This is a genomic window from Streptococcus sp. 9903, assembly GCF_013276625.1.
GTDB lineage: Bacteria > Bacillota > Bacilli > Lactobacillales > Streptococcaceae > Streptococcus.
Genome location: NZ_VMLI01000035.1, coordinates 1 through 19938, shown reverse-complemented (window position 1 = coordinate 19938; position 19938 = coordinate 1). Strand labels below are relative to the sequence as shown.

Here is a 19938-nt window from a genome sequence, read left to right as displayed (position 1 = left end):
TATAATAGTAGAGAAAAAGGTGAACATATGAAAAAAATACTAATTGTAGATGATGAGAAACCAATCTCGGATATTATCAAGTTTAATATGACCAAGGAAGGTTACGAAGTTGTAACTGCTTTTAACGGTCGTGAAGCGCTAGAGCAATTTGAAGCAGAGCAACCAGATATTATTATTCTGGATTTGATGCTTCCGGAAATTGATGGTTTGGAAGTTGCTAAGACCATTCGCAAGACAAGTAGTGTACCTATTATCATGCTGTCGGCTAAAGACAGTGAATTTGATAAGGTTATCGGTTTAGAGCTTGGAGCAGATGACTATGTGACAAAACCCTTCTCCAATCGTGAGTTGCAGGCGCGTGTTAAAGCTTTGCTGCGTCGTTCTCAACCTATGCCAGTAGATGGGCAGGAAGCAGAAAGTAAACCTCAACCTATCCAAATTGGGGATTTAGAAATTGTTCCAGACGCCTACGTGGCTAAAAAATATGGCGAAGAACTAGACTTAACCCATCGTGAGTTTGAGCTTTTGTATCATTTGGCATCGCATACAGGTCAAGTCATTACGCGCGAACACTTGCTTGAGACTGTCTGGGGTTATGACTATTTTGGTGATGTCCGTACGGTTGATGTGACTGTACGACGTCTGCGTGAGAAGATTGAAGATACACCCAGCCGACCAGAGTATATCTTGACGCGCCGTGGTGTAGGGTATTACATGAGAAATAATGCTTGATTTACTGAAACAAACGATTTTTACCAGAGATTTTATCTTTATCCTGATTTTGTTAGGTTTCATCCTTGTTGTGACCCTTCTATTACTAGAGAATAGACGTGATAATATGCGATTGAAGCAAATCAATCAAAAGGTTAAAGATTTGATTGCAGGAGATTATTCCAAGGTTCTTGATATGCAAGGTGGGTCTGAAATCACCAATATTACCAATAATTTGAATGACTTGTCGGAGGTTATTCGTCTCACTCAGGAAAATCTAGAACAAGAGAGTAAGAGACTAAATAGTATCCTGTTTTATATGACAGATGGGGTTCTTGCGACCAATCGTCGGGGGCAGATTATCATGATTAACGATACAGCCAAGAAGCAACTGGGGCTGGTTAAAGAAGATGTTCTGAATAGAAGCATTTTGGAATTGCTCAAGATAGAAGAAGACTATGAATTGCGTGATTTGATTACCCAAAGTCCAGAATTGTTGCTAGATTCCCAAGACATCAATGGGGAATATCTGAGCCTTCGAGTTCGCTTTGCCTTGATTCGTCGAGAGTCTGGCTTTATTTCAGGTTTGGTGGCTGTTTTGCATGATACGACGGAGCAGGAGAAGGAAGAGCGCGAACGGAGACTCTTCGTTTCCAACGTTAGTCATGAGTTACGGACTCCTTTAACCAGCGTGAAATCTTATCTTGAAGCCTTGGATGAGGGAGCTTTGTGTGAAACTGTAGCACCAGACTTCATCAAGGTGTCTCTGGACGAAACCAACCGTATGATGCGCATGGTGACGGATCTCCTCCATCTCTCACGGATTGATAATGCGACCAGTCACCTAGATGTAGAATTGATAAACTTCACTGCCTTTATTACCTTTATCCTCAATCGTTTTGACAAGATGAAAGGACAGGAAAAAGAAAAGAAATATGAGCTGGTGAGAGATTATCCTATCAATTCTATCTGGATGGAAATTGATACAGACAAGATGACACAGGTGATTGATAATATTTTAAATAATGCTATTAAGTATTCGCCAGATGGGGGTAAAATCACTGTCAGAATGAAGACAACTGAAGACCAGATGATTTTATCCATTTCTGACCACGGTTTGGGGATTCCTAAGCAGGATTTACCACGTATCTTTGACCGTTTCTATCGTGTGGATCGTGCTAGAAGTCGTGCCCAAGGTGGAACAGGTCTGGGACTGTCTATTGCCAAAGAAATTATCAAACAACATAATGGCTTTATTTGGGCCAAGAGTGAATACGGTAAGGGTTCAACCTTTACCATTGTGCTCCCTTATGATAAGGATGCAGTGAAAGAAGAAGTATGGGAGGACGAAGTAGAAGACTAGAATGAGTGAAATAGGCTTTAAATATAGTATTTTAGCGTCGGGTTCCAGTGGAAATTCCTTTTATCTGGAAACACCAAAAAAGAAGCTTTTAGTGGATGCTGGCTTGTCTGGTAAGAAAATTACTAGCCTACTTGCTGAAATTAACCGCAAACCAGAAGACCTGGATGCCATCTTGATTACCCATGAGCATTCAGATCATATCCATGGAGTGGGTGTGTTAGCTCGCAAGTATGGTATGGATTTGTATGCCAATGAAAAGACCTGGCAAGCTATGGAAAACAGCAAGTATCTTGGGAAAGTAGACTCGTCGCAAAAGCATATCTTTGAGATGGGAAAAACCAAAACCTTTGGAGATATTGACATCGAGAGTTTTGGTGTAAGCCATGATGCAGTCGCACCGCAGTTCTATCGCTTTATGAAAGATGATAAAAGTTTTGTCCTTTTGACAGATACAGGTTATGTCAGTGACCGCATGGCAGGGATTGTCGAAAATGCGGACGGCTATCTTATCGAGTCCAACCATGATGTAGAGATTTTGCGAGCAGGTTCTTACGCTTGGCGACTCAAACAACGAATCCTATCGGATCTGGGTCACCTTTCTAACGAAGATGGTGCTGAAGCCATGATTCGGACGCTAGGAAATCGCACTAAGAAAATCTACCTAGGACATTTGTCTAAAGAGAACAATATCAAGGAGCTGGCTCACATGACTATGGTCAATCAGCTGGCTCAAGCTGATCTGGGAGTCGGAGTAGACTTTAAGGTTTATGATACCTCACCAGATACTGCCACACCCTTGACAGACATATAGAAAGAACGCTGAGAAGGTGTTCTTTTTATAAATTAGTAGATATTTGTTGTGGTATAACGTTCAAAAATAACATAGGAGAAGTAGTGTGAAAAGAAAATGGTTTTTTGCAGATTATTATGATACAACAATTATTTTACTTGCTTTAATCTCTGTTATTCTGGTATTACTTGGATTTGCTGAGATGATTGATTTGGACAATCCACCTTATAGTATTATTGACTTGCTACTTTGGTTTGTGTTTGTTGTAGATTATGGCTGGCGGTTCTTTTTAAGTAAAGGGAAATCGCGATTCATAATTGAAAATATCTTTGATCTGCTAGCTATCCTGCCTTTAAATGCTATTTTTACAGTATTTCGATTAGGGCGTATCTTTCGCTTAGCAAGGCTGACAAAATTACTGAAACTGACTCGTTTACTTAGAATAATTGGACTTACAGGTAAATTAGAAAGAAAAATTAGTAGATTCTTACGGACAAATGGCTTGATTTATATCTTATATGTTAATATCTTTATCGTGCTAGTAGGAAGTTCAATTTTATCTGTAGTTGAAGAAAAATCATTCTCAGATAGTCTTTGGTGGGCTCTTGTGACAGTAACTACTGTTGGTTATGGTGATATTGTTCCAATTTCCCTTTTTGGGAAATGGCTAGCAGTTTTACTGATGCTTGTCGGTATTAGTACAATAGGAATGTTAACAAGTACCTTAACGAACTTTTTTGTAAAGGAGAATCCAGATGAACAGATACAATTTGATAAACTCCAAGATGAATTATCTAGTCAGAGAATATTAATAGAGAAACAATCTGAAAAGATAGAAGAACTACATCGAATGATAAAAGACTTAGTTGAAAAAATATCATAAAGGTGAGACAAAACTTGATTCGAGGAGAAATCAAGTGAGTCTTGACACAATAAAACGCATATTATCAGGTATAAAAACTTGATACTATGCGTTTTATAGAGAAATGAAATAAAATCTGAACAAATCAATTAGGAATTTAAAGCATTTTATAACAACGTTTTAGAGTAATGGGGTGCTATTTCAACTTTAACCTACTATAATACAGAAAAAACAACTCCCTGAGTACTCAAGGAGTTGTTTCTATCTAAATTAGTTTTTAGAAGCTTCTTGGAATTCTGGGTTTTTCCATGCTTCGTCAATGATAGCTTGCAATTCTTTAGCAGATGCTTGCATTTTTTGAGTTTCTGCGTCGTTCAATGGGATATTTACTGGACGAACAATACCATGTGCACCAACAACAGCTGGTTGACCGATAAAGACGTTCTCAACTCCGTATTGACCTTCTTGGAATACTGAAAGTGGAAGTACTGCATTTTCATCGTCAAGGATTGCTTTAGTGATACGAGCAAGGGCTACTGCGATACCGTAGTATGTTGCACCTTTTTTGTTGATGATTGTGTAGGCTGCATCACGAACACCTTCGAACAATTCAATCAATTCAGCTTCTTGAACATTTTGAGTGTCTTTAAGGAATTCTTCAAGGTTTACACCAGCGATGTTTGCGTGTGACCAAACAGCGAACTCAGAGTCACCGTGTTCACCCATGATGTAGGCGTGAACTGAACGAGCATCTACATCCAATTTTTCAGCAAGTGCTTGACGGAAACGAGCTGAGTCAAGTGAAGTACCTGAACCGATAACGCGTTCTTTAGGGAAACCAGAGAATTTCCAAGTTGAGTAAGTCAAAACGTCAACTGGGTTAGCAGCAACAAGGAAGATACCTTTGAAACCAGATTCAACAACTTGAGTTACGATTGATTTGTTGATAGCAAGGTTTTTACCTACAAGGTCAAGACGAGTTTCACCTGGTTTTTGAGGCGCACCTGCAGTGATCACAACAAGGTCAGCGTCTGCACAGTCAGAGTATTGAGCTGCATAGATTTTTTTAGGTGAAGTGAAGGCAAGGGCGTGACTAAGGTCAAGCGCGTCACCAACAGCTTTTTCATGCAATTGTGGAATTTCGATAATTCCAAGCTCTTGTGCAATTCCTTGGTTAACCAGTGCAAAAGCGTAAGATGAACCTACAGCACCATCTCCGACAAGGATAACTTTTTTGTGTTGTTTAGTTGAAGTCATTGTTCTAAACATCTCCTTAATTTTATTAGGGGATTTTCCCCAGACAATTTCATTCTATCACTTTTAAAAAACTTTGTCACGAATATGCCTTGGAGTTCTTGATGTAAACGTTTTAGTGGTTTAGAGGCTGAAATAGATGGGAATTTATGGTATAATGTTGTTACTTACTAATTGTGAAATGAGGCATTTATTAATGCAGGATAAAAATTTAGTGAATGTCAATCTGACAAAGGAGATGAAGGCTAGCTTTATCGACTACGCCATGAGTGTTATCGTAGCGCGAGCTCTTCCTGATGTTCGAGATGGCTTAAAACCTGTTCACCGTCGCATTCTCTACGGAATGAATGAATTGGGTGTTACTCCAGACAAACCCCATAAAAAATCTGCTCGTATTACAGGGGATGTCATGGGTAAATACCACCCACACGGGGATTCCTCTATTTATGAAGCCATGGTCCGTATGGCTCAATGGTGGAGCTACCGTTACATGCTTGTAGATGGTCATGGGAATTTTGGTTCCATGGATGGAGATAGTGCTGCCGCTCAACGTTATACCGAGGCACGTATGAGCAAGATTGCTCTGGAAATGCTTCGTGATATCAACAAAAATACAGTTGATTTCGTTGATAACTATGATGCCAACGAACGGGAACCCTTGGTCTTGCCAGCGCGTTTTCCAAACCTTTTGGTTAATGGAGCAACTGGTATTGCTGTTGGGATGGCAACCAATATTCCACCTCATAATCTAGGTGAAACCATTGATGCAGTGAAGTTGGTCATGGATAATCCTGAAGTGACTACCAAGGAATTGATGGAAGTCTTGCCTGGTCCAGATTTTCCAACAGGTGCCCTTGTCATGGGGAAATCAGGTATCCACAAGGCTTATGAAACAGGTAAAGGTTCGATTGTCCTACGTTCTCGTACCGAAATCGAAGAAACTAAGACTGGCCGTGAGCGCATCGTTGTAACAGAATTTCCTTACATGGTCAATAAAACCAAGGTGCACGAGCATATTGTTCGCTTGGTTCAGGAAAAACGGATTGAGGGGATTACAGCAGTACGTGATGAGTCAAACCGTGAGGGTGTTCGATTTGTTATTGAAGTCAAGCGTGATGCGTCAGCCAATGTTATCCTCAATAATCTTTTCAAGATGACCCAGATGCAAACCAACTTTGGTTTCAATATGCTGGCTATCCAAAATGGTATACCGAAAATTTTGTCTCTTCGTCAGATTTTGGATGCTTATATCGAGCACCAAAAAGAAGTAGTTGTTCGTCGTACACGTTTTGATAAGGAAAAAGCGGAAGCGCGCGCTCATATCTTAGAAGGTCTCTTGATTGCGCTAGACCATATCGACGAAGTGATTCGTATCATTCGTGCTAGTGAAACGGATGCGGAAGCACAAGCTGAGTTGATGAGTAAGTTTAAGCTTTCTGAACGTCAAAGTCAGGCCATCCTAGACATGCGTCTTCGTCGTTTGACAGGTTTGGAACGCGATAAGATTCAATCTGAGTATGATGACCTCTTGGCTCTGATTGCGGATTTGGCGGATATTCTTGCTAAGCCTGAACGTGTTTCTCAAATTATCAAAGACGAATTAGATGAAGTTAAACGTAAATTTTCTGATAAACGCCTTACAGAGTTGATGGTCGGTGAAGTCTTGAGTCTTGAAGATGAAGATTTGATTGAAGAATCGGATGTCTTGATTACCCTTTCTAACAGAGGCTACATTAAACGTTTGGACCAGGATGAATTTACTGCTCAAAAACGTGGGGGTCGTGGTGTGCAAGGAACAGGTGTTAAGGATGATGATTTTGTTCGTGAGTTAGTGTCAACTAGCACCCATGATCACCTGCTCTTCTTTACAAATAAAGGCAGAGTCTATCGCCTTAAAGGGTATGAAATCCCTGAGTATGGTCGAACTGCCAAAGGGCTACCAGTAGTCAATCTTTTGAAATTGGACGAAGGTGAAAGTATTCAGACTATTATCAATGTTGAGTCTGATCGCAGTGATGATGCTTATCTCTTCTTTACAACCCGTCACGGTATTGTGAAGAGAACTAGCGTTAAGGAATTTGCCAATATTCGTCAAAATGGACTTAAAGCACTGAATCTTAAGGATGAAGATGAGTTAATCAATGTCTTGTTGACGGAAGGAGATATGGATATTATCATTGGTACCAAGTTTGGTTATGCAGTTCGCTTTAATCAATCAGCCGTTCGTGGTATGAGCCGTATCGCCACTGGTGTGAAAGGTGTGAATCTCCGTGATGGAGACACAGTAGTCGGAGCAAGCGTAATTACTGATCAAGATGAGGTTCTTATCATTACTGAAAAAGGATATGGTAAGCGTACAGCTGCTACTGAATACCCAACAAAAGGTCGTGGTGGTAAGGGAATGCAGACAGCTAAAATTACCGAAAAAAATGGCTTGCTGGCCGGTCTTATGACTGTTCAAGGGGATGAGGATGTGATGATTATCACTGATACAGGTGTCATGATTCGAACCAATCTTGCCAATATTTCACAAACAGGACGCGCAACTATGGGAGTTAAAGTAATGCGCCTGGATCAAGATGCTCAGATAGTGACCTTCACAACGGTTGCAGCGGCAGAAAAAGAAGAAGTTGGGACAGAAAATGAAACAGAAGGTGAAGCATAATGTCTCAAAAAAATAATAAAAAGAAAAACAAGCGAAAAAATCTGCTGACAAATATCCTAGCAGGATTTCTGATAGTACTGTCACTGGCTTTGATTTTTAATGCGCAAATTCGAAATATTTTCATGGTCTGGAATACCAATAAGTATCAAGTTAGCCAGGTATCAAAAGAAAAAATAGAAGAAAATCAGGATACAGAAGGAAATTTTGATTTTGATTCGGTCAAAGCGATTTCTTCGGAAGCTGTTCTAGCTTCTCAATGGGATGCTCAAAAATTACCAGTTATTGGGGGAATTGCAATTCCTGAATTGGAAATGAATTTGCCGATTTTTAAAGGACTTGATAATGTTAATCTCTTCTACGGCGCTGGTACAATGAAACGCGAGCAAGTAATGGGAGAAGGAAATTATAGTCTAGCTAGTCACCATATCTTTGGTGTTGATAATGCTAATAAAATGTTATTTTCTCCTTTAGATAATGCTAAAAATGGTATGAAGATTTATCTAACCGATAAAAATAAAGTTTATACCTATGAAATCCGTGAAGTCAAACGTGTGACACCGGATCGTGTTGATGAAGTTGATGATAGAGATGGGATCAATGAAATCACATTAGTAACCTGTGAAGACCTTGCTGCTACAGAACGTATTATTGTAAAAGGTGATTTGAAAGAAACAAAAGATTATTCACAAACATCTGATGAAATCCTAACAGCTTTCAATCAACCGTATAAACAATTTTATTAATACAAATCAGTGAAATCCAGAATTTCACTGATTTTTTTTAGATTTTCATAAAAATAAACTTTTATGAAATACAGAAAACGCTTCCTAAAATCTAAAGTTTGTGATATAATTATCAAGAAAAAAGATTTAGGAGTTTATTATGGTTTCTTCAGAATTTATCTCAAAGATTGAATTTGCTTGCAAGAAGAAAGAAAGTCTTTATAGTCAAAGCAAATTTAAGTATGCGATTCGTTCTATGTTCGCGGGTGCATTTTTAACCTTTAGTACAGCTGCAGGTGCAGTTGGGGCTGACTTGATTAATAAAATTGCACCAGGTAGTGGACGTTTCCTCTTCCCCTTTGTCTTCGCTTGGGGCTTGGCCTACATTGTTTTCTTGAATGCCGAGTTGGTAACATCAAACATGATGTTCTTGACTGCTGGTAGTTTCTTGAAAAAAATCTCTTGGAGAAAAACAGCTGAGATTTTACTTTACTGTACCTTGTTCAACCTTATCGGAGCCTTGATAGCAGGGTGGGGCTTTGCTCATTCGGCAGCCTATACACATCTGACACACGATAGTTTCATCTCAGGTGTTGTTGAGATGAAGTTAGGCCGTTCAAATGAATTGATCTTGCTTGAGGCGATTTTGGCAAATATTTTCGTAAATATTGCGATTCTGTCATTTGTTTTGGTCAAAGATGGTGGTGCCAAACTTTGGCTTGTGTTGTCAGCAATTTACATGTTTGTATTCTTAACAAACGAGCACATTGCCGCAAACTTTGCTTCTTTCGCGATTGTGAAATTCAGTGTTGCTGCGGATTCAATTGCCAACTTCGGTGTTGGAAATATGCTTCGCCACTGGGGTGTAACCTTCATCGGAAACTTTATCGGAGGAGGCCTCTTGATGGGTCTTCCATACGCCTTCCTCAATAAAAATGAAGATACTTATGTAGATTAAGAAAATGAGCACGATTGAGTCGTGCTTTTTTCGATTTCGTAAGAAGTAATAGTCACTCCTTATATCAAAATATAAAAAAGAGGTATTAGTCAAGATAGGTCGATAGTGCTACAATATCCTTAATGAAACTATATGGAGGTCGCCTTATGACTCGTGATTTTAAATTTGAAACCTTACAATTGCATGCTGGGCAAGTAGTTGATCCAGCAACTAAGTCTCGTGCAGTGCCGATTTATCAGACAACATCCTTTGTTTTTGATGATACGCAGGAAGGTGCCGATCTGTTTGCCTTGAGGAAACCAGGGAACATTTATACTCGTATCACCAACCCTACAACAGCTGCCTTTGAAGAAAGAATCGCTGCCCTTGAAGGTGGTGTTGGAGCTCTTGCAACCGCATCAGGTATGGCTGCAGTGACTTATACGATTTTGGCTCTTGCCCATGCTGGTGACCATGTTGTAGCAGCATCAACTATTTACGGTGGAACCTTTAATCTTTTGAAAGAAACCCTTCCTCGTTATGGGATCACAACAACCTTTGTGGATGTGGATAATTTGGAGGAAGTAGAAGCAGCTATCAATGACAATACCAAGCTTGTTTTGATTGAAACCTTGGGTAACCCCTTGATTAACATTCCTGACTTGGAAAAATTGGCTGAGATTGCGCATAAACACCAGATTCCACTCGTTTCTGACAATACCTTTGCTACACCATATTTGATTAATGTCTTTTCTCACGGTGTAGATATTGCTATTCACTCAGCGACTAAGTTTATCGGTGGGCATGGTACGACTATTGGAGGAGTGATTGTCGATAGTGGTCGTTTTGACTGGGCGGCTTCAGGTAAATTCCCTCAATTTGTTGAGGAAGATCCAAGCTATCATAACTTGAGCTATACTCGTGATGTGGGTGCTGCAGCCTTTATTATCGCTGTCCGTGTTCAATTGCTTCGTGATACAGGTGCAGCCTTGTCGCCATTTAATGCCTTCCTCTTGCTCCAAGGACTTGAAACCCTTTCTCTTCGTGTCGAACGTCATGTGCAAAATGCTGAGAAAATTGTTGATTTCCTTGTTAACCATCCTAAGGTAGAAAAGGTAAACTATCCAAAACTTGCAGACAGTCCTTATCATGCCTTGGCTGAGAAATATTTACCAAAAGGTGTAGGTTCAATCTTTACCTTCCATGTCAAAGGTGGAGAGGCAGAAGCTCGCAAGGTAATTGATCATTTAGAAATCTTCTCTGACCTTGCAAATGTGGCAGATGCTAAATCACTTGTTGTCCATCCAGCAACAACTACTCACGGTCAATTGTCAGAAAAAGACCTAGAAGCAGCAGGTGTCACACCAAATCAAATCCGCTTGTCTATTGGACTTGAAAATGTAGATGATTTGATTGAAGATTTGCGCTTGGCCTTGGAAAAAATTTAAAGTAAAAGAAGATAAACAGTGGGTTTTGACTCACTGTTTTTGATTTTCCCTCAGGCATGATATAATGGTTAAAGAAGTCTAGAAAGAGGAACGATATGAACGAAATCAAGTGCCCTAACTGTGGGGAAGTCTTTACAGTAAATGAGAGCCAGTATGCCGAACTCTTGTCCCAAGTGAGAACGGCAGAGTTTGATAAGGAATTACACGACCGCATGAAGCAGGAACTGGCCTTGGCTGAGCAAAAGGCTATGAATGAGCAACAGTCTAAACTAGCTCAAAAAGACCAAGAAATCGCGCAATTGCAGAGTCAAATCCAAAACTTTGATACAGAGAAAGAGTTGGCCAAGAAAGAAGTTGAACAGACAAGCCATGAGGCCTTATTAGCAAAGGACAAGGAAGTGCAGGCTTTGGAAAACCAATTGGCGACCTTGCGTTTGGAGCATGAAAATCAACTGCAAAAGACCCTTTCTGACCTTGAAAAAGAACGAGATCAGGTCAAAAATCAATTGCTATTGCAAGAAAAGGAAAATGAGTTGTCTTTGGCTTCTGTCAAGCAGAATTACGAAGCCCAGCTTAAAGCAGCTAGTGAACAAGTCGAATTTTACAAGAATTTTAAGGCACAACAATCTACCAAGGCAATCGGTGAAAGTCTGGAACAGTATGCAGAGAGTGAGTTTAACAAGGTTCGCAGTTTCGCCTTTCCAAATGCTTACTTTGAAAAGGATAACAAGGTCTCTGCTCGTGGGTCTAAAGGGGACTTTATCTTCCGTGAGAGTGATGAAAATGGAGTGGAAATCATTTCCATCATGTTTGAGATGAAAAATGAAGCGGACGGAACAGAGAAGAAGCACAAGAATGCAGATTTTTACAAGGAATTGGACAAAGACCGTCGTGAAAAGAACTGTGAGTATGCGGTTTTAGTGACCATGCTTGAGGCCGATAACGACTACTTTAACACAGGGATTGTTGACGTCAGCCACGAGTATGAAAAGATGTATGTTGTTCGCCCTCAGTTCTTTATCCAGTTGATTGGGCTTTTGCGAAATGCGGCTCTTAATTCCCTTAAATACAAGCAGGAGTTGGCCTTGGTGCGTGAGCAAAATATAGATATTACGCATTTTGAAGAAGACTTGGATGCCTTTAAACTAGCCTTTGCCAAGAACTACAACTCTGCTTCAACCAATTTTGGTAAAGCTATTGATGAAATCGACAAGGCCATTAAGCGTATGGAAGAGGTTAAGAAATTCCTAACCACATCCGAAAACCAACTCCGTCTGGCAAATAACAAATTGGAAGATGTCTCTGTTAAAAAACTAACTCGAAAAAATCCTACCATGAAAGCGAAGTTTGAAGCATTGAAGGGGGAGTAGAAAGCGAGAATGAACGGTATTATTAACTTAAAAAAAGAAGCGGGGATGACCTCGCATGATGCGGTTTTTAAACTGCGTAAGATTTTGGGAACCAAGAAGATTGGTCATGGTGGGACCTTGGATCCGGATGTAGTGGGTGTTTTGCCGATTGCAGTTGGCAAGGCGACGCGCATGGTCGAGTTTATGCAGGACGAGGGTAAGGTCTATGAGGGGGAAATCACTCTGGGCTATTCCACAACGACTGAGGATGCCAGTGGGGAAGTGGTCGCAGAGACACCTGTTTTATCGCACTTGAATGAAAAGCTTGTTGATGAAGCAATCGCCAGTCTGACAGGACCTATTATTCAGATTCCGCCTATGTATTCGGCAGTCAAGGTTAATGGTCGTAAGCTCTATGAGTATGCGCGTGCTGGTCAGGAAGTGGAGCGTCCAGAACGTCAGGTAACTATTTATAGCTTTGAGCGAACAAGTCCGATTTCTTATGATGGACATCTTGCGCGATTCACTTTTCGGGTGAAATGCAGTAAGGGAACTTACATCCGTACCTTATCGGTTGATTTAGGAGAGAAGCTTGGTTATGCGGCTCATATGTCACATCTGACACGGACTAGTGCAGCCGGTTTACAGCTAGAGGATGCTCTTACCTTGGAAGAAATTGCTTCAAAAGTGGAAGATGGCCAGCTGGATTTTCTCCACCCTATAGAGATTGGGACAGGTGACCTTGTTAAAGTTTTCCTAACTCAAGAAGAGGCTACAGAAGTACGCTTTGGTCGTTTTATAGAACTCGAACAAACAGAACAAGAATTAGCTGCCTTTGAAGATGATAAATTGCTAGCCATTCTAGAAAAGCGAGACAATCTCTACAAACCAAGGAAGGTTTTTATCTAGTCTAACTGGGGTGTAGGGAATGTTGTTTCCCATAGACTATCCAAATCAGACTATAAATTTTGCAAAAAATGTGATAGAATAGACGACGGATAAAAAAACGGAGGATAGCATGCAAAATAGACCAATCATTATCGGAGTGACAGGTGGTTCTGGTGGTGGTAAAACCAGTGTTTCAAGAGCCATTTTATCGCATTTTCCTGATGAAAAAATTTCCATGATTGAGCATGATTCATACTACAAGGATCAGTCTCATTTGACCTTTGAAGAGCGTGTCAAAACCAACTACGACCATCCTTTTGCCTTTGATACAGACTTGATGATCGAGCAAATTAAGGAATTGTTGGCAGGGCGTCCGGTGGACATTCCGACTTATGACTATACAGAGCATACACGAAGTAGCAAGACCTATCGTCAGGAGCCTCAAGATGTCTTTATCGTTGAGGGGATTTTGGTCTTGGAGGACAAGCGCCTGCGCGATTTGATGGATATCAAGATTTTTGTGGATACAGATGATGATGTGCGCATTATTCGTCGTATCAAGCGCGATATGGAAGAACGTGGCCGTAGCCTTGACAGCGTTATTGACCAGTATTTAGGTGTGGTCAAACCCATGTACCATCAGTTTATCGAGCCGACTAAGCGTTATGCGGATATCGTCATTCCTGAAGGGGTTAGCAATACAGTTGCTATTGATCTGTTGACCACCAAGATCGAAAAGATTTTGGAGGAAGCTCGAAACAGCAAATAATCAAATGTGGAGGCCTTGCCTCCTTTTTCTATTTTTCCCTTATAATGGTACATAAATGAAGATTTTTAGGCATATTTTTGGTATAATAATACCCATGAAAGAGCAAGAAAATGAATAGTAGGTGGAGATGGAAAAGTATTTATCGGTAACAACTTTGACCAAGTATCTGAAAATGAAATTCGATAAAGACCCTTACTTGGAACGGGTCTATTTAACTGGTCAAGTTTCCAACTTTCGTAAACGACCTACTCACCAATATTTCTCCCTAAAGGATGACCATGCAGTCATTCAAGCGACCATCTGGTCTGGGATTTATCAGAAATTAGGCTTTGACCTTGAAGAAGGAATGAAGATCAATGTGATTGGGCGTGTACAGGTCTATGAACCAAGTGGTAGTTACTCCATCATCATAGAAAAGGCTGAGCCTGATGGGGTTGGAGCGCTTGCGATTCAGTTTGAACAACTCAAGAAAAAATTGACAGAAGAAGGTCTGTTTCAAGAACGCTTCAAGCAACCTCTTCCTCAATTTTCTAAGAGAATTGGTGTAGTGACAAGTCGTAGTGGAGCCGTTATTCGAGATATTATCACGACCGTCAGCAGGCGATTTCCTGGTGTCGATATCCTTCTCTATCCGACCAAGGTGCAAGGTGAAGGAGCAGCGGAGGAAATTGCTCGAAATATTGCGCGTGCTAATCAACGGAATGATTTGGACTTGCTCATTATTGGTCGTGGTGGTGGTTCTATCGAGGATCTCTGGGCCTTTAACGAAGAAATTGTGGTACGGGCTATTTTTGAATCTCGTTTGCCAATTATTTCTAGTGTGGGGCATGAGACGGATATAACCTTGGCGGATTTTGTGGCAGATAGACGGGCTGCGACGCCAACAGCTGCTGCTGAACTAGCAACACCTGTGACCAAGTTGGATCTATTAGCTCATTTACAAAATCAGGAAAAACGGATGGCAACGGCAGTCCGAAATGTCCTATCGAAGAAACAAGAAACTTTGAAAAAATGCAGTCAGTCAGTCATCTTTAGACAGCCAGAGCGCTTGTATGATGGTTATTTGCAACGGTTGGATCAACTGCAACTGCGTTTAAAACAAAGTTTGCGAACACGGATTTCTGATAGCAACCAATTAGTACAAGCAAGGACGCATCAACTGGTCCAATTATCACCTGTGACCAAAATCCAACGCTATCAAGACCGCCTAGGTCAGTTGGATAAGCTCTTACGTAGCCAAATGGCGCTGGTTTATGATGCCAAGGTTGCTGAGGTGAAAAGACTTTCAGAAGCCTTACTGATGTTGGATACCAGTCGAATTGTGGCGCGTGGTTATGCTATTGTCAAAAAAGAAGAGTCAGTTATCGATTCGGTTGAGGGTTTGAAGAAAAAAGACCAAGTGACGCTTTTGATGCGAGATGGTCAAGTAGAATTAGAGGTTAAAGATGTCAAAACAAAAGAAATTTGAGGAAAATCTAGCAGAACTGGAAACCATTGTCCAAAGTTTGGAAAATGGTGAAATTGCTCTGGAAGATGCGATTGCGGCCTTTCAAAAGGGTATGGTCTTGTCAAAAGAGCTCCAAGCGACGCTGGACAAGGCTGAAAAGACCTTGGTCAAGGTCATGCAAGAAGACGGAACAGAAAGTGATTTTGAATGAAGAAGCAAGAAAAATTAGCTCTTGTTGAGTCGGCCTTAGAAGACTTTTATGGAGACCAGCAGTTTGCCTCTAGTTTGCGAGAGTCTGTTCTCTATTCCATTCATGCTGGTGGCAAGCGTATTCGGCCTTTTCTCTTGTTGGAAGTTTTGGAAGCCTTGCAGGTCGCTATTAAACCTGCCCACGCGCAGGTGGCCGCTGCCTTGGAAATGATTCATACAGGGAGCTTGATTCACGATGACCTTCCTGCTATGGATGATGATGATTACCGTCGAGGGCGTTTGACCAATCATAAGAAATTTGGCGAAGCAATGGCGATTTTGGCTGGAGATGCTTTGTTCCTAGATCCTTATACCTTGATAGCGCAGGCAGATTTGCCAAGTCAGATCAAGGTGGACTTGATTGCCAACTTATCGCTTGCTTCAGGAAGTCTAGGCATGGTGGCAGGGCAGGTTTTGGATATGGAGGGCGAACACCAGCACTTGGCTTTGGAAGAGCTCCAGACTATTCATGCTAATAAGACTGGAAAACTACTAGCCTATCCATTCCAAGCTGCAGCCATTATAGCCGAATTAGTACCTGAAATGCAGGTGAAGCTGAAAACTGTTGGTGAATTGATTGGGCTTGCTTTTCAAGTTAGAGATGATGTGTTAGATGTGACCGCTAGTTTTGAGGAAATCGGCAAGACACCACAAAAGGATCTGCAGGCAGAAAAGTCAACCTATCCTGCCTTGTTGGGCTTGGAAGAGGCTATTGCCTTTTGTAACCAGACTTTGGATCAAGCTAATGCCAAATTAGAAGAAATTGCCCAGCAGGTTCCCTTTGAAACAGAGTCGATTGTATGTGTAGTAGAAAGTTTGAGAATCAATGGCTAAGGAAAGAGTGGATGTACTAGCTTATAAACAGGGCTTGTTTGAAACGCGAGAACAAGCCAAGCGTGGTGTCATGGCTGGTCTAGTCGTAGCAGTCCTCAATGGAGAGCGTTTTGATAAACCAGGAGAGAAAATTCCAGATGACACCGAGTTAAAACTCAAGGGGGAAAAACTCAAGTATGTCAGCCGTGGTGGCTTGAAACTGGAAAAGGCCTTGCAGGTCTTTGATTTGTCAGTAGAAGGGGCAACAACGATTGATATCGGTGCTTCTACTGGAGGCTTTACCGATGTCATGTTGCAGAATGGTGCTGAGTTGGTCTTTGCAGTCGATGTTGGTACTAATCAATTGGCTTGGAAATTGCGCCAAGACCCACGGGTTGTCAGCATGGAGCAGTTCAATTTCCGCTATGCTGAAAAGACCGATTTTGAAAAGGAACCGAGCTTTGCCAGTATTGACGTGAGTTTCATTTCCCTCAGTCTGATTCTTCCGGCCTTGCACCGTGTCTTGGCTAATCAGGGTCAGGTTGTGGCTTTGGTTAAGCCCCAGTTTGAGGCAGGACGTGAGCAGATTGGGAAAAATGGAATCATTCGTGATGCCAAGGTCCATCAACATGTCCTTGAATCTGTCACAACCATGGCAGTAGAGGAAGGCTTTTCAGTCCTTGGTTTGGACTTTTCTCCCATCCAAGGTGGACATGGAAATATTGAGTTTTTAGCGTATTTGAAAAAAGAAGAGTCAGCAAGCAATCAGGTTCTTGCTGATATTGAAGAAGTAGTAGAGAGGGCGCATAGTCAATTTAAAAATGAATAAAAAAGAGAGACTTGAAAAAATTAGACGATTTGTGACAGATTATCAAATCGGTACACAAGAAGAAATCGTAGAACATTTGAAAGAGGCAGGTATCACTGCCACTCAGGCGACGGTATCACGAGATATCAAAGAACTAGGTATTGTCAAAATTCCTTTGAGAGACAACACCTATGTCTATGAATTGCCAAAATCAATCGTAAAAAGTTTGCAACTGGCTGAAGACAATATTGAGTCAGCTGAATTGATGGATAAGATGATCAATCTCCAAGTTATCCCAGGAAATACAGCTTTTGTAAAAGCTCAGTTAATTGAGACTTTTGCGGACAAGATTTTCAGCTGTTTGGCTGATGATAGCTCGATTTTAGTCATTGCCAGAAGTGAAAGTCTAGCTGAGGAAATCTTTGAACAAGTAAAAAATTGGTAGGTCTATATGTTACTTGAAATTTCGATAAAAAACTTTGCTATTATTGAGGCTATTTCCCTCCATTTTGAAAAGGGAATGACAGTCCTGACTGGTGAAACGGGTGCAGGGAAGTCGATTATCATTGATGCCATGAATATGATGTTGGGAGCTCGTGCGACGACAGATGTTATTCGTCATGGTGCGCCAAAGGCAGAGATAGAGGGGCTTTTCTCAGTTGAGAATAGTCGCCTTTTACAGGAAATTTTTGATGAGCAAGGTTTGGAAATGGGGGATGAAATTATCATCCGTCGAGAAATCTTGCAAAATGGTCGGAGTATCAGCCGTGTGAATGGCCAGATGGTCAATCTGTCTGTCTTGCGTGCTATTGGGCAACATCTGGTCGATATTCATGGTCAGCATGACCAAGAAGAGTTAATGCGTCCTCAACTGCATATCCAGATGTTGGATGAATTTGGTGATACAGCCTTTTGGGCCTTGAAAGAAACCTATCAAACGAGTTTTGATGCCTACCGTAAAATGCGTAAGCAGGTTCTGGAAGTCAAGAAAAACCAACAGGAACACAAGGCACGTATCGAAATGTTGGAATTTCAAATGGCAGAGATAGAGGCAGCAAACTTGCAGGCTGGAGAAGACCTGGCTCTCAATCAAGAGCGAGAGAAGCTTCTCAACCATAAAAATATCGCGGATACGCTGACCAATGCCTACAGTATGTTGGACAATGAAGAGTTCTCGAGTCTGGCCAATGTTCGTTCGGCCATGAATGACATGGAAAGTGTCGAAGAGTATGACCCTGACTACCGTGAAATTTCAAGCTCTCTGTCTGAGACTTACTATATTTTAGAAGATATTAGCAAGCGTTTAGAAGCTATCATTGAGGACCTTGATTTTGATGGCAATCGCCTCATGCAGGTTGAGAATCGTTTGGACCTTCTGCACACTATTACCCGTAAGTATGGTGGAACTGTGGATGATGTCTTGCTTTATTTTGCTAAAATTACAGAAGAATACAATCTCTTGACAGGCAATAATCTTTCTTCTGAAGACATGGAAGCAGAGCTTAAGAAGTTAGAAGTCAATCTTGTCGATTTGGCAGGTCAGCTTGCATCTGCTCGTCATGACTTGGCTCAGCAGCTAGAAGCAGAGATTAAACAAGAACTGCAAGACCTGTATATGGAAAAAGCCCAGTTTCAAGTTCGTTTTAGCAAGGGCAAATTCAGTCGTGAGGGAAATGAAATGGTTGAGTTTTATATTTCAACCAACCCTGGTGAAGACTTTAAACCCTTGGTTAAGGTTGCTTCTGGCGGGGAATTATCTCGTCTCATGCTAGCCATTAAGTCTGCATTTTCACGTAAAGAAGGTAAGACCAGCATTGTCTTTGATGAAGTAGATACAGGAGTTTCAGGTCGTGTAGCTCAGGCTATCGCGCAGAAGATTCACAAGATTGGCCAGAATGGTCAGGTTCTGGCTATTTCCCATTTGCCACAAGTGATTGCGATTGCGGATTATCAATTCTTTATTGAGAAGATTAGCAATGAGCATTCAACGGTTTCGACTGTTCGTCTCTTGACGGTTGAAGAGCGAGTGGAAGAAGTTGCTAAAATGTTGGCAGGTGATGATGTGACGGAAGCAGCCCTGACGCAAGCTAGAGAATTGTTGAGAAACAGGGAGAAATAAGATGACAGACTATTATGTAATTGGAGATGTTCATGGAAAAGCAGGGATGCTAGAAGACCTTCTCAAAACATGGGATGGTCAGACCCAGTTGCTCTTTCTAGGCGATTTAATTGACAGAGGTGAGGATAGTCGCCGTGTTCTTGAAATGGTCAAGGACTTGGTTGATAATCAAGGGGCTATCTGTTTGTCAGGAAACCACGAGTATATGTTTCTGACTTGGCTTGATAACCCAGAAGAAAGCTATGACCACTATCGTCGCAATGGTGGAGATACAACCATTAACTCTATCCTAGGTCGTCCCTTGGATGCCCCAGTTGACGGAGTGGAGGATGCCAAGCGTGTTGCTACTGAAGCGGCAGACTTGGTCGAATTTATTCGTCAAATGCCATTTGTGGTAGAGACAGACAAGTATATCTTTGTTCATGCAGGTATTGATTTGACCTTGGATGACTGGCATGAAACAACAGATTATAAGAAAGTCTGGCTTAGAAAGCCATTCCACGAAGCAGAAAATCATACTGGGAAAACCATTGTCTTTGGTCACACACCGGTTTATGGTTTGCTGAAGCAAGAGCGAGGTACAGCTGAGCTTTGGACTACAGAAGATGGCAAGATTGGAATGGATGGAGGAGCTGTTTATGGTGGTGTCCTTCATGGAATTGTCTTTACAGACCAAGGAATGACAGAACACCACTTTATCGAAAATGACGGCTTTGTCGCTGAAGATGGTAAATTCCCAAACTA

At 41.3% G+C, this 19938-nt stretch carries 19 protein-coding genes; 18 read left to right on the top strand and 1 reads right to left on the bottom strand.

Features of this window, described 5'->3' with window-relative positions; translation table 11 throughout:
• Nucleotides 1-27: 27 nt before the first annotated feature.
• From yycF to HT696_RS10300, 4 genes are all read left to right on the top strand, one after another.
• Nucleotides 28-732, top strand: a complete 705-nt coding sequence (gene yycF, locus HT696_RS10315) for a response regulator YycF (RefSeq protein WP_050223087.1) — start codon at nucleotides 28-30, stop codon at nucleotides 730-732.
• Entirely contained in the window at nucleotides 725-2074 is a 1350-nt protein-coding gene (gene vicK / locus HT696_RS10310) for a cell wall metabolism sensor histidine kinase VicK (RefSeq protein WP_173218476.1), read from the top strand. The genes yycF and vicK overlap by 8 nt, the downstream gene beginning before the upstream one ends.
• 1 nt (nucleotide 2075) lies before the next feature.
• A complete protein-coding gene (locus tag HT696_RS10305; protein ID WP_054384038.1) occupies nucleotides 2076-2885 on the top strand; it encodes an MBL fold metallo-hydrolase in 810 nt (269 codons plus the stop codon).
• Nucleotides 2886-2970: 85 nt separating this feature from the next.
• Entirely contained in the window at nucleotides 2971-3747 is a 777-nt protein-coding gene (locus tag HT696_RS10300; protein ID WP_173283616.1) for an ion channel, read from the top strand.
• Between the two features lie 249 nt (nucleotides 3748-3996).
• Here the strand turns inward: HT696_RS10300 and HT696_RS10295 are convergent, their stop codons facing one another.
• The gene (locus HT696_RS10295; RefSeq protein ID WP_000204727.1) at nucleotides 3997-4983 is read right to left on the bottom strand and encodes an L-lactate dehydrogenase; all 987 of its coding nucleotides are present in this window, start codon (nucleotides 4981-4983) and stop codon (nucleotides 3997-3999) included.
• Nucleotides 4984-5176: 193 nt separating this feature from the next.
• Here HT696_RS10295 and gyrA point away from each other — a divergent pair, with 193 nt between their 5' ends.
• The 14 genes from gyrA to HT696_RS10225 all read left to right on the top strand — a co-directional run.
• Nucleotides 5177-7645 carry a DNA gyrase subunit A gene (gene gyrA, locus HT696_RS10290; protein ID WP_173283615.1) on the top strand — a complete coding sequence of 823 codons (2469 nt, stop codon included), beginning with the start codon at nucleotides 5177-5179 and terminating at the stop codon, nucleotides 7643-7645.
• Nucleotides 7645-8388 (top strand): sortase SrtA, encoded by a 744-nt coding sequence (srtA, locus tag HT696_RS10285; protein WP_061439132.1) that lies wholly within the window; start codon nucleotides 7645-7647, stop codon nucleotides 8386-8388. The genes gyrA and srtA overlap by 1 nt, the downstream gene beginning before the upstream one ends.
• 139 nt (nucleotides 8389-8527) lie before the next feature.
• Nucleotides 8528-9325, top strand: a complete 798-nt coding sequence (locus HT696_RS10280; RefSeq protein ID WP_112443736.1) for a formate/nitrite transporter family protein — start codon at nucleotides 8528-8530, stop codon at nucleotides 9323-9325.
• Nucleotides 9326-9471: 146 nt separating this feature from the next.
• Nucleotides 9472-10752: an O-acetylhomoserine aminocarboxypropyltransferase/cysteine synthase family protein gene (locus tag HT696_RS10275; RefSeq protein WP_060805569.1), complete on the top strand. Its 1281-nt coding sequence runs from the start codon at nucleotides 9472-9474 to the stop codon at nucleotides 10750-10752.
• Nucleotides 10753-10847: 95 nt separating this feature from the next.
• Nucleotides 10848-12122 (top strand): DUF2130 domain-containing protein, encoded by a 1275-nt coding sequence (locus HT696_RS10270; RefSeq protein WP_173283614.1) that lies wholly within the window; start codon nucleotides 10848-10850, stop codon nucleotides 12120-12122.
• Between the two features lie 9 nt (nucleotides 12123-12131).
• The gene (gene truB, locus HT696_RS10265; RefSeq protein WP_173283613.1) at nucleotides 12132-13010 is read left to right on the top strand and encodes a tRNA pseudouridine(55) synthase TruB; all 879 of its coding nucleotides are present in this window, start codon (nucleotides 12132-12134) and stop codon (nucleotides 13008-13010) included.
• Between the two features lie 109 nt (nucleotides 13011-13119).
• A complete protein-coding gene (gene udk / locus HT696_RS10260; RefSeq protein WP_001181377.1) occupies nucleotides 13120-13758 on the top strand; it encodes a uridine kinase in 639 nt (212 codons plus the stop codon).
• A gap of 127 nt (nucleotides 13759-13885) precedes the next feature.
• Nucleotides 13886-15226 carry an exodeoxyribonuclease VII large subunit gene (xseA, locus tag HT696_RS10255; protein ID WP_173283612.1) on the top strand — a complete coding sequence of 447 codons (1341 nt, stop codon included), beginning with the start codon at nucleotides 13886-13888 and terminating at the stop codon, nucleotides 15224-15226.
• Nucleotides 15204-15416 (top strand): exodeoxyribonuclease VII small subunit, encoded by a 213-nt coding sequence (locus HT696_RS10250; protein WP_000043226.1) that lies wholly within the window; start codon nucleotides 15204-15206, stop codon nucleotides 15414-15416. The genes xseA and HT696_RS10250 overlap by 23 nt, the downstream gene beginning before the upstream one ends.
• Nucleotides 15413-16288, top strand: coding sequence for a polyprenyl synthetase family protein (locus tag HT696_RS10245; protein ID WP_173283611.1), 876 nt, complete (start codon nucleotides 15413-15415; stop codon nucleotides 16286-16288). Before HT696_RS10250 ends, HT696_RS10245 begins: the two co-directional genes overlap by 4 nt.
• Nucleotides 16281-17096: a TlyA family RNA methyltransferase gene (locus tag HT696_RS10240; RefSeq protein WP_173283610.1), complete on the top strand. Its 816-nt coding sequence runs from the start codon at nucleotides 16281-16283 to the stop codon at nucleotides 17094-17096. Before HT696_RS10245 ends, HT696_RS10240 begins: the two co-directional genes overlap by 8 nt.
• The gene (locus tag HT696_RS10235) at nucleotides 17089-17520 is read left to right on the top strand and encodes an arginine repressor (RefSeq protein WP_020900686.1); all 432 of its coding nucleotides are present in this window, start codon (nucleotides 17089-17091) and stop codon (nucleotides 17518-17520) included. Before HT696_RS10240 ends, HT696_RS10235 begins: the two co-directional genes overlap by 8 nt.
• 6 nt (nucleotides 17521-17526) lie before the next feature.
• Nucleotides 17527-19194: a DNA repair protein RecN gene (recN, locus tag HT696_RS10230; RefSeq protein WP_173283609.1), complete on the top strand. Its 1668-nt coding sequence runs from the start codon at nucleotides 17527-17529 to the stop codon at nucleotides 19192-19194.
• Nucleotide 19195: 1 nt separating this feature from the next.
• A partial coding sequence (locus HT696_RS10225; RefSeq protein WP_173283608.1) for a metallophosphoesterase family protein occupies nucleotides 19196-19938 on the top strand: 743 nt, incomplete at its 3' end.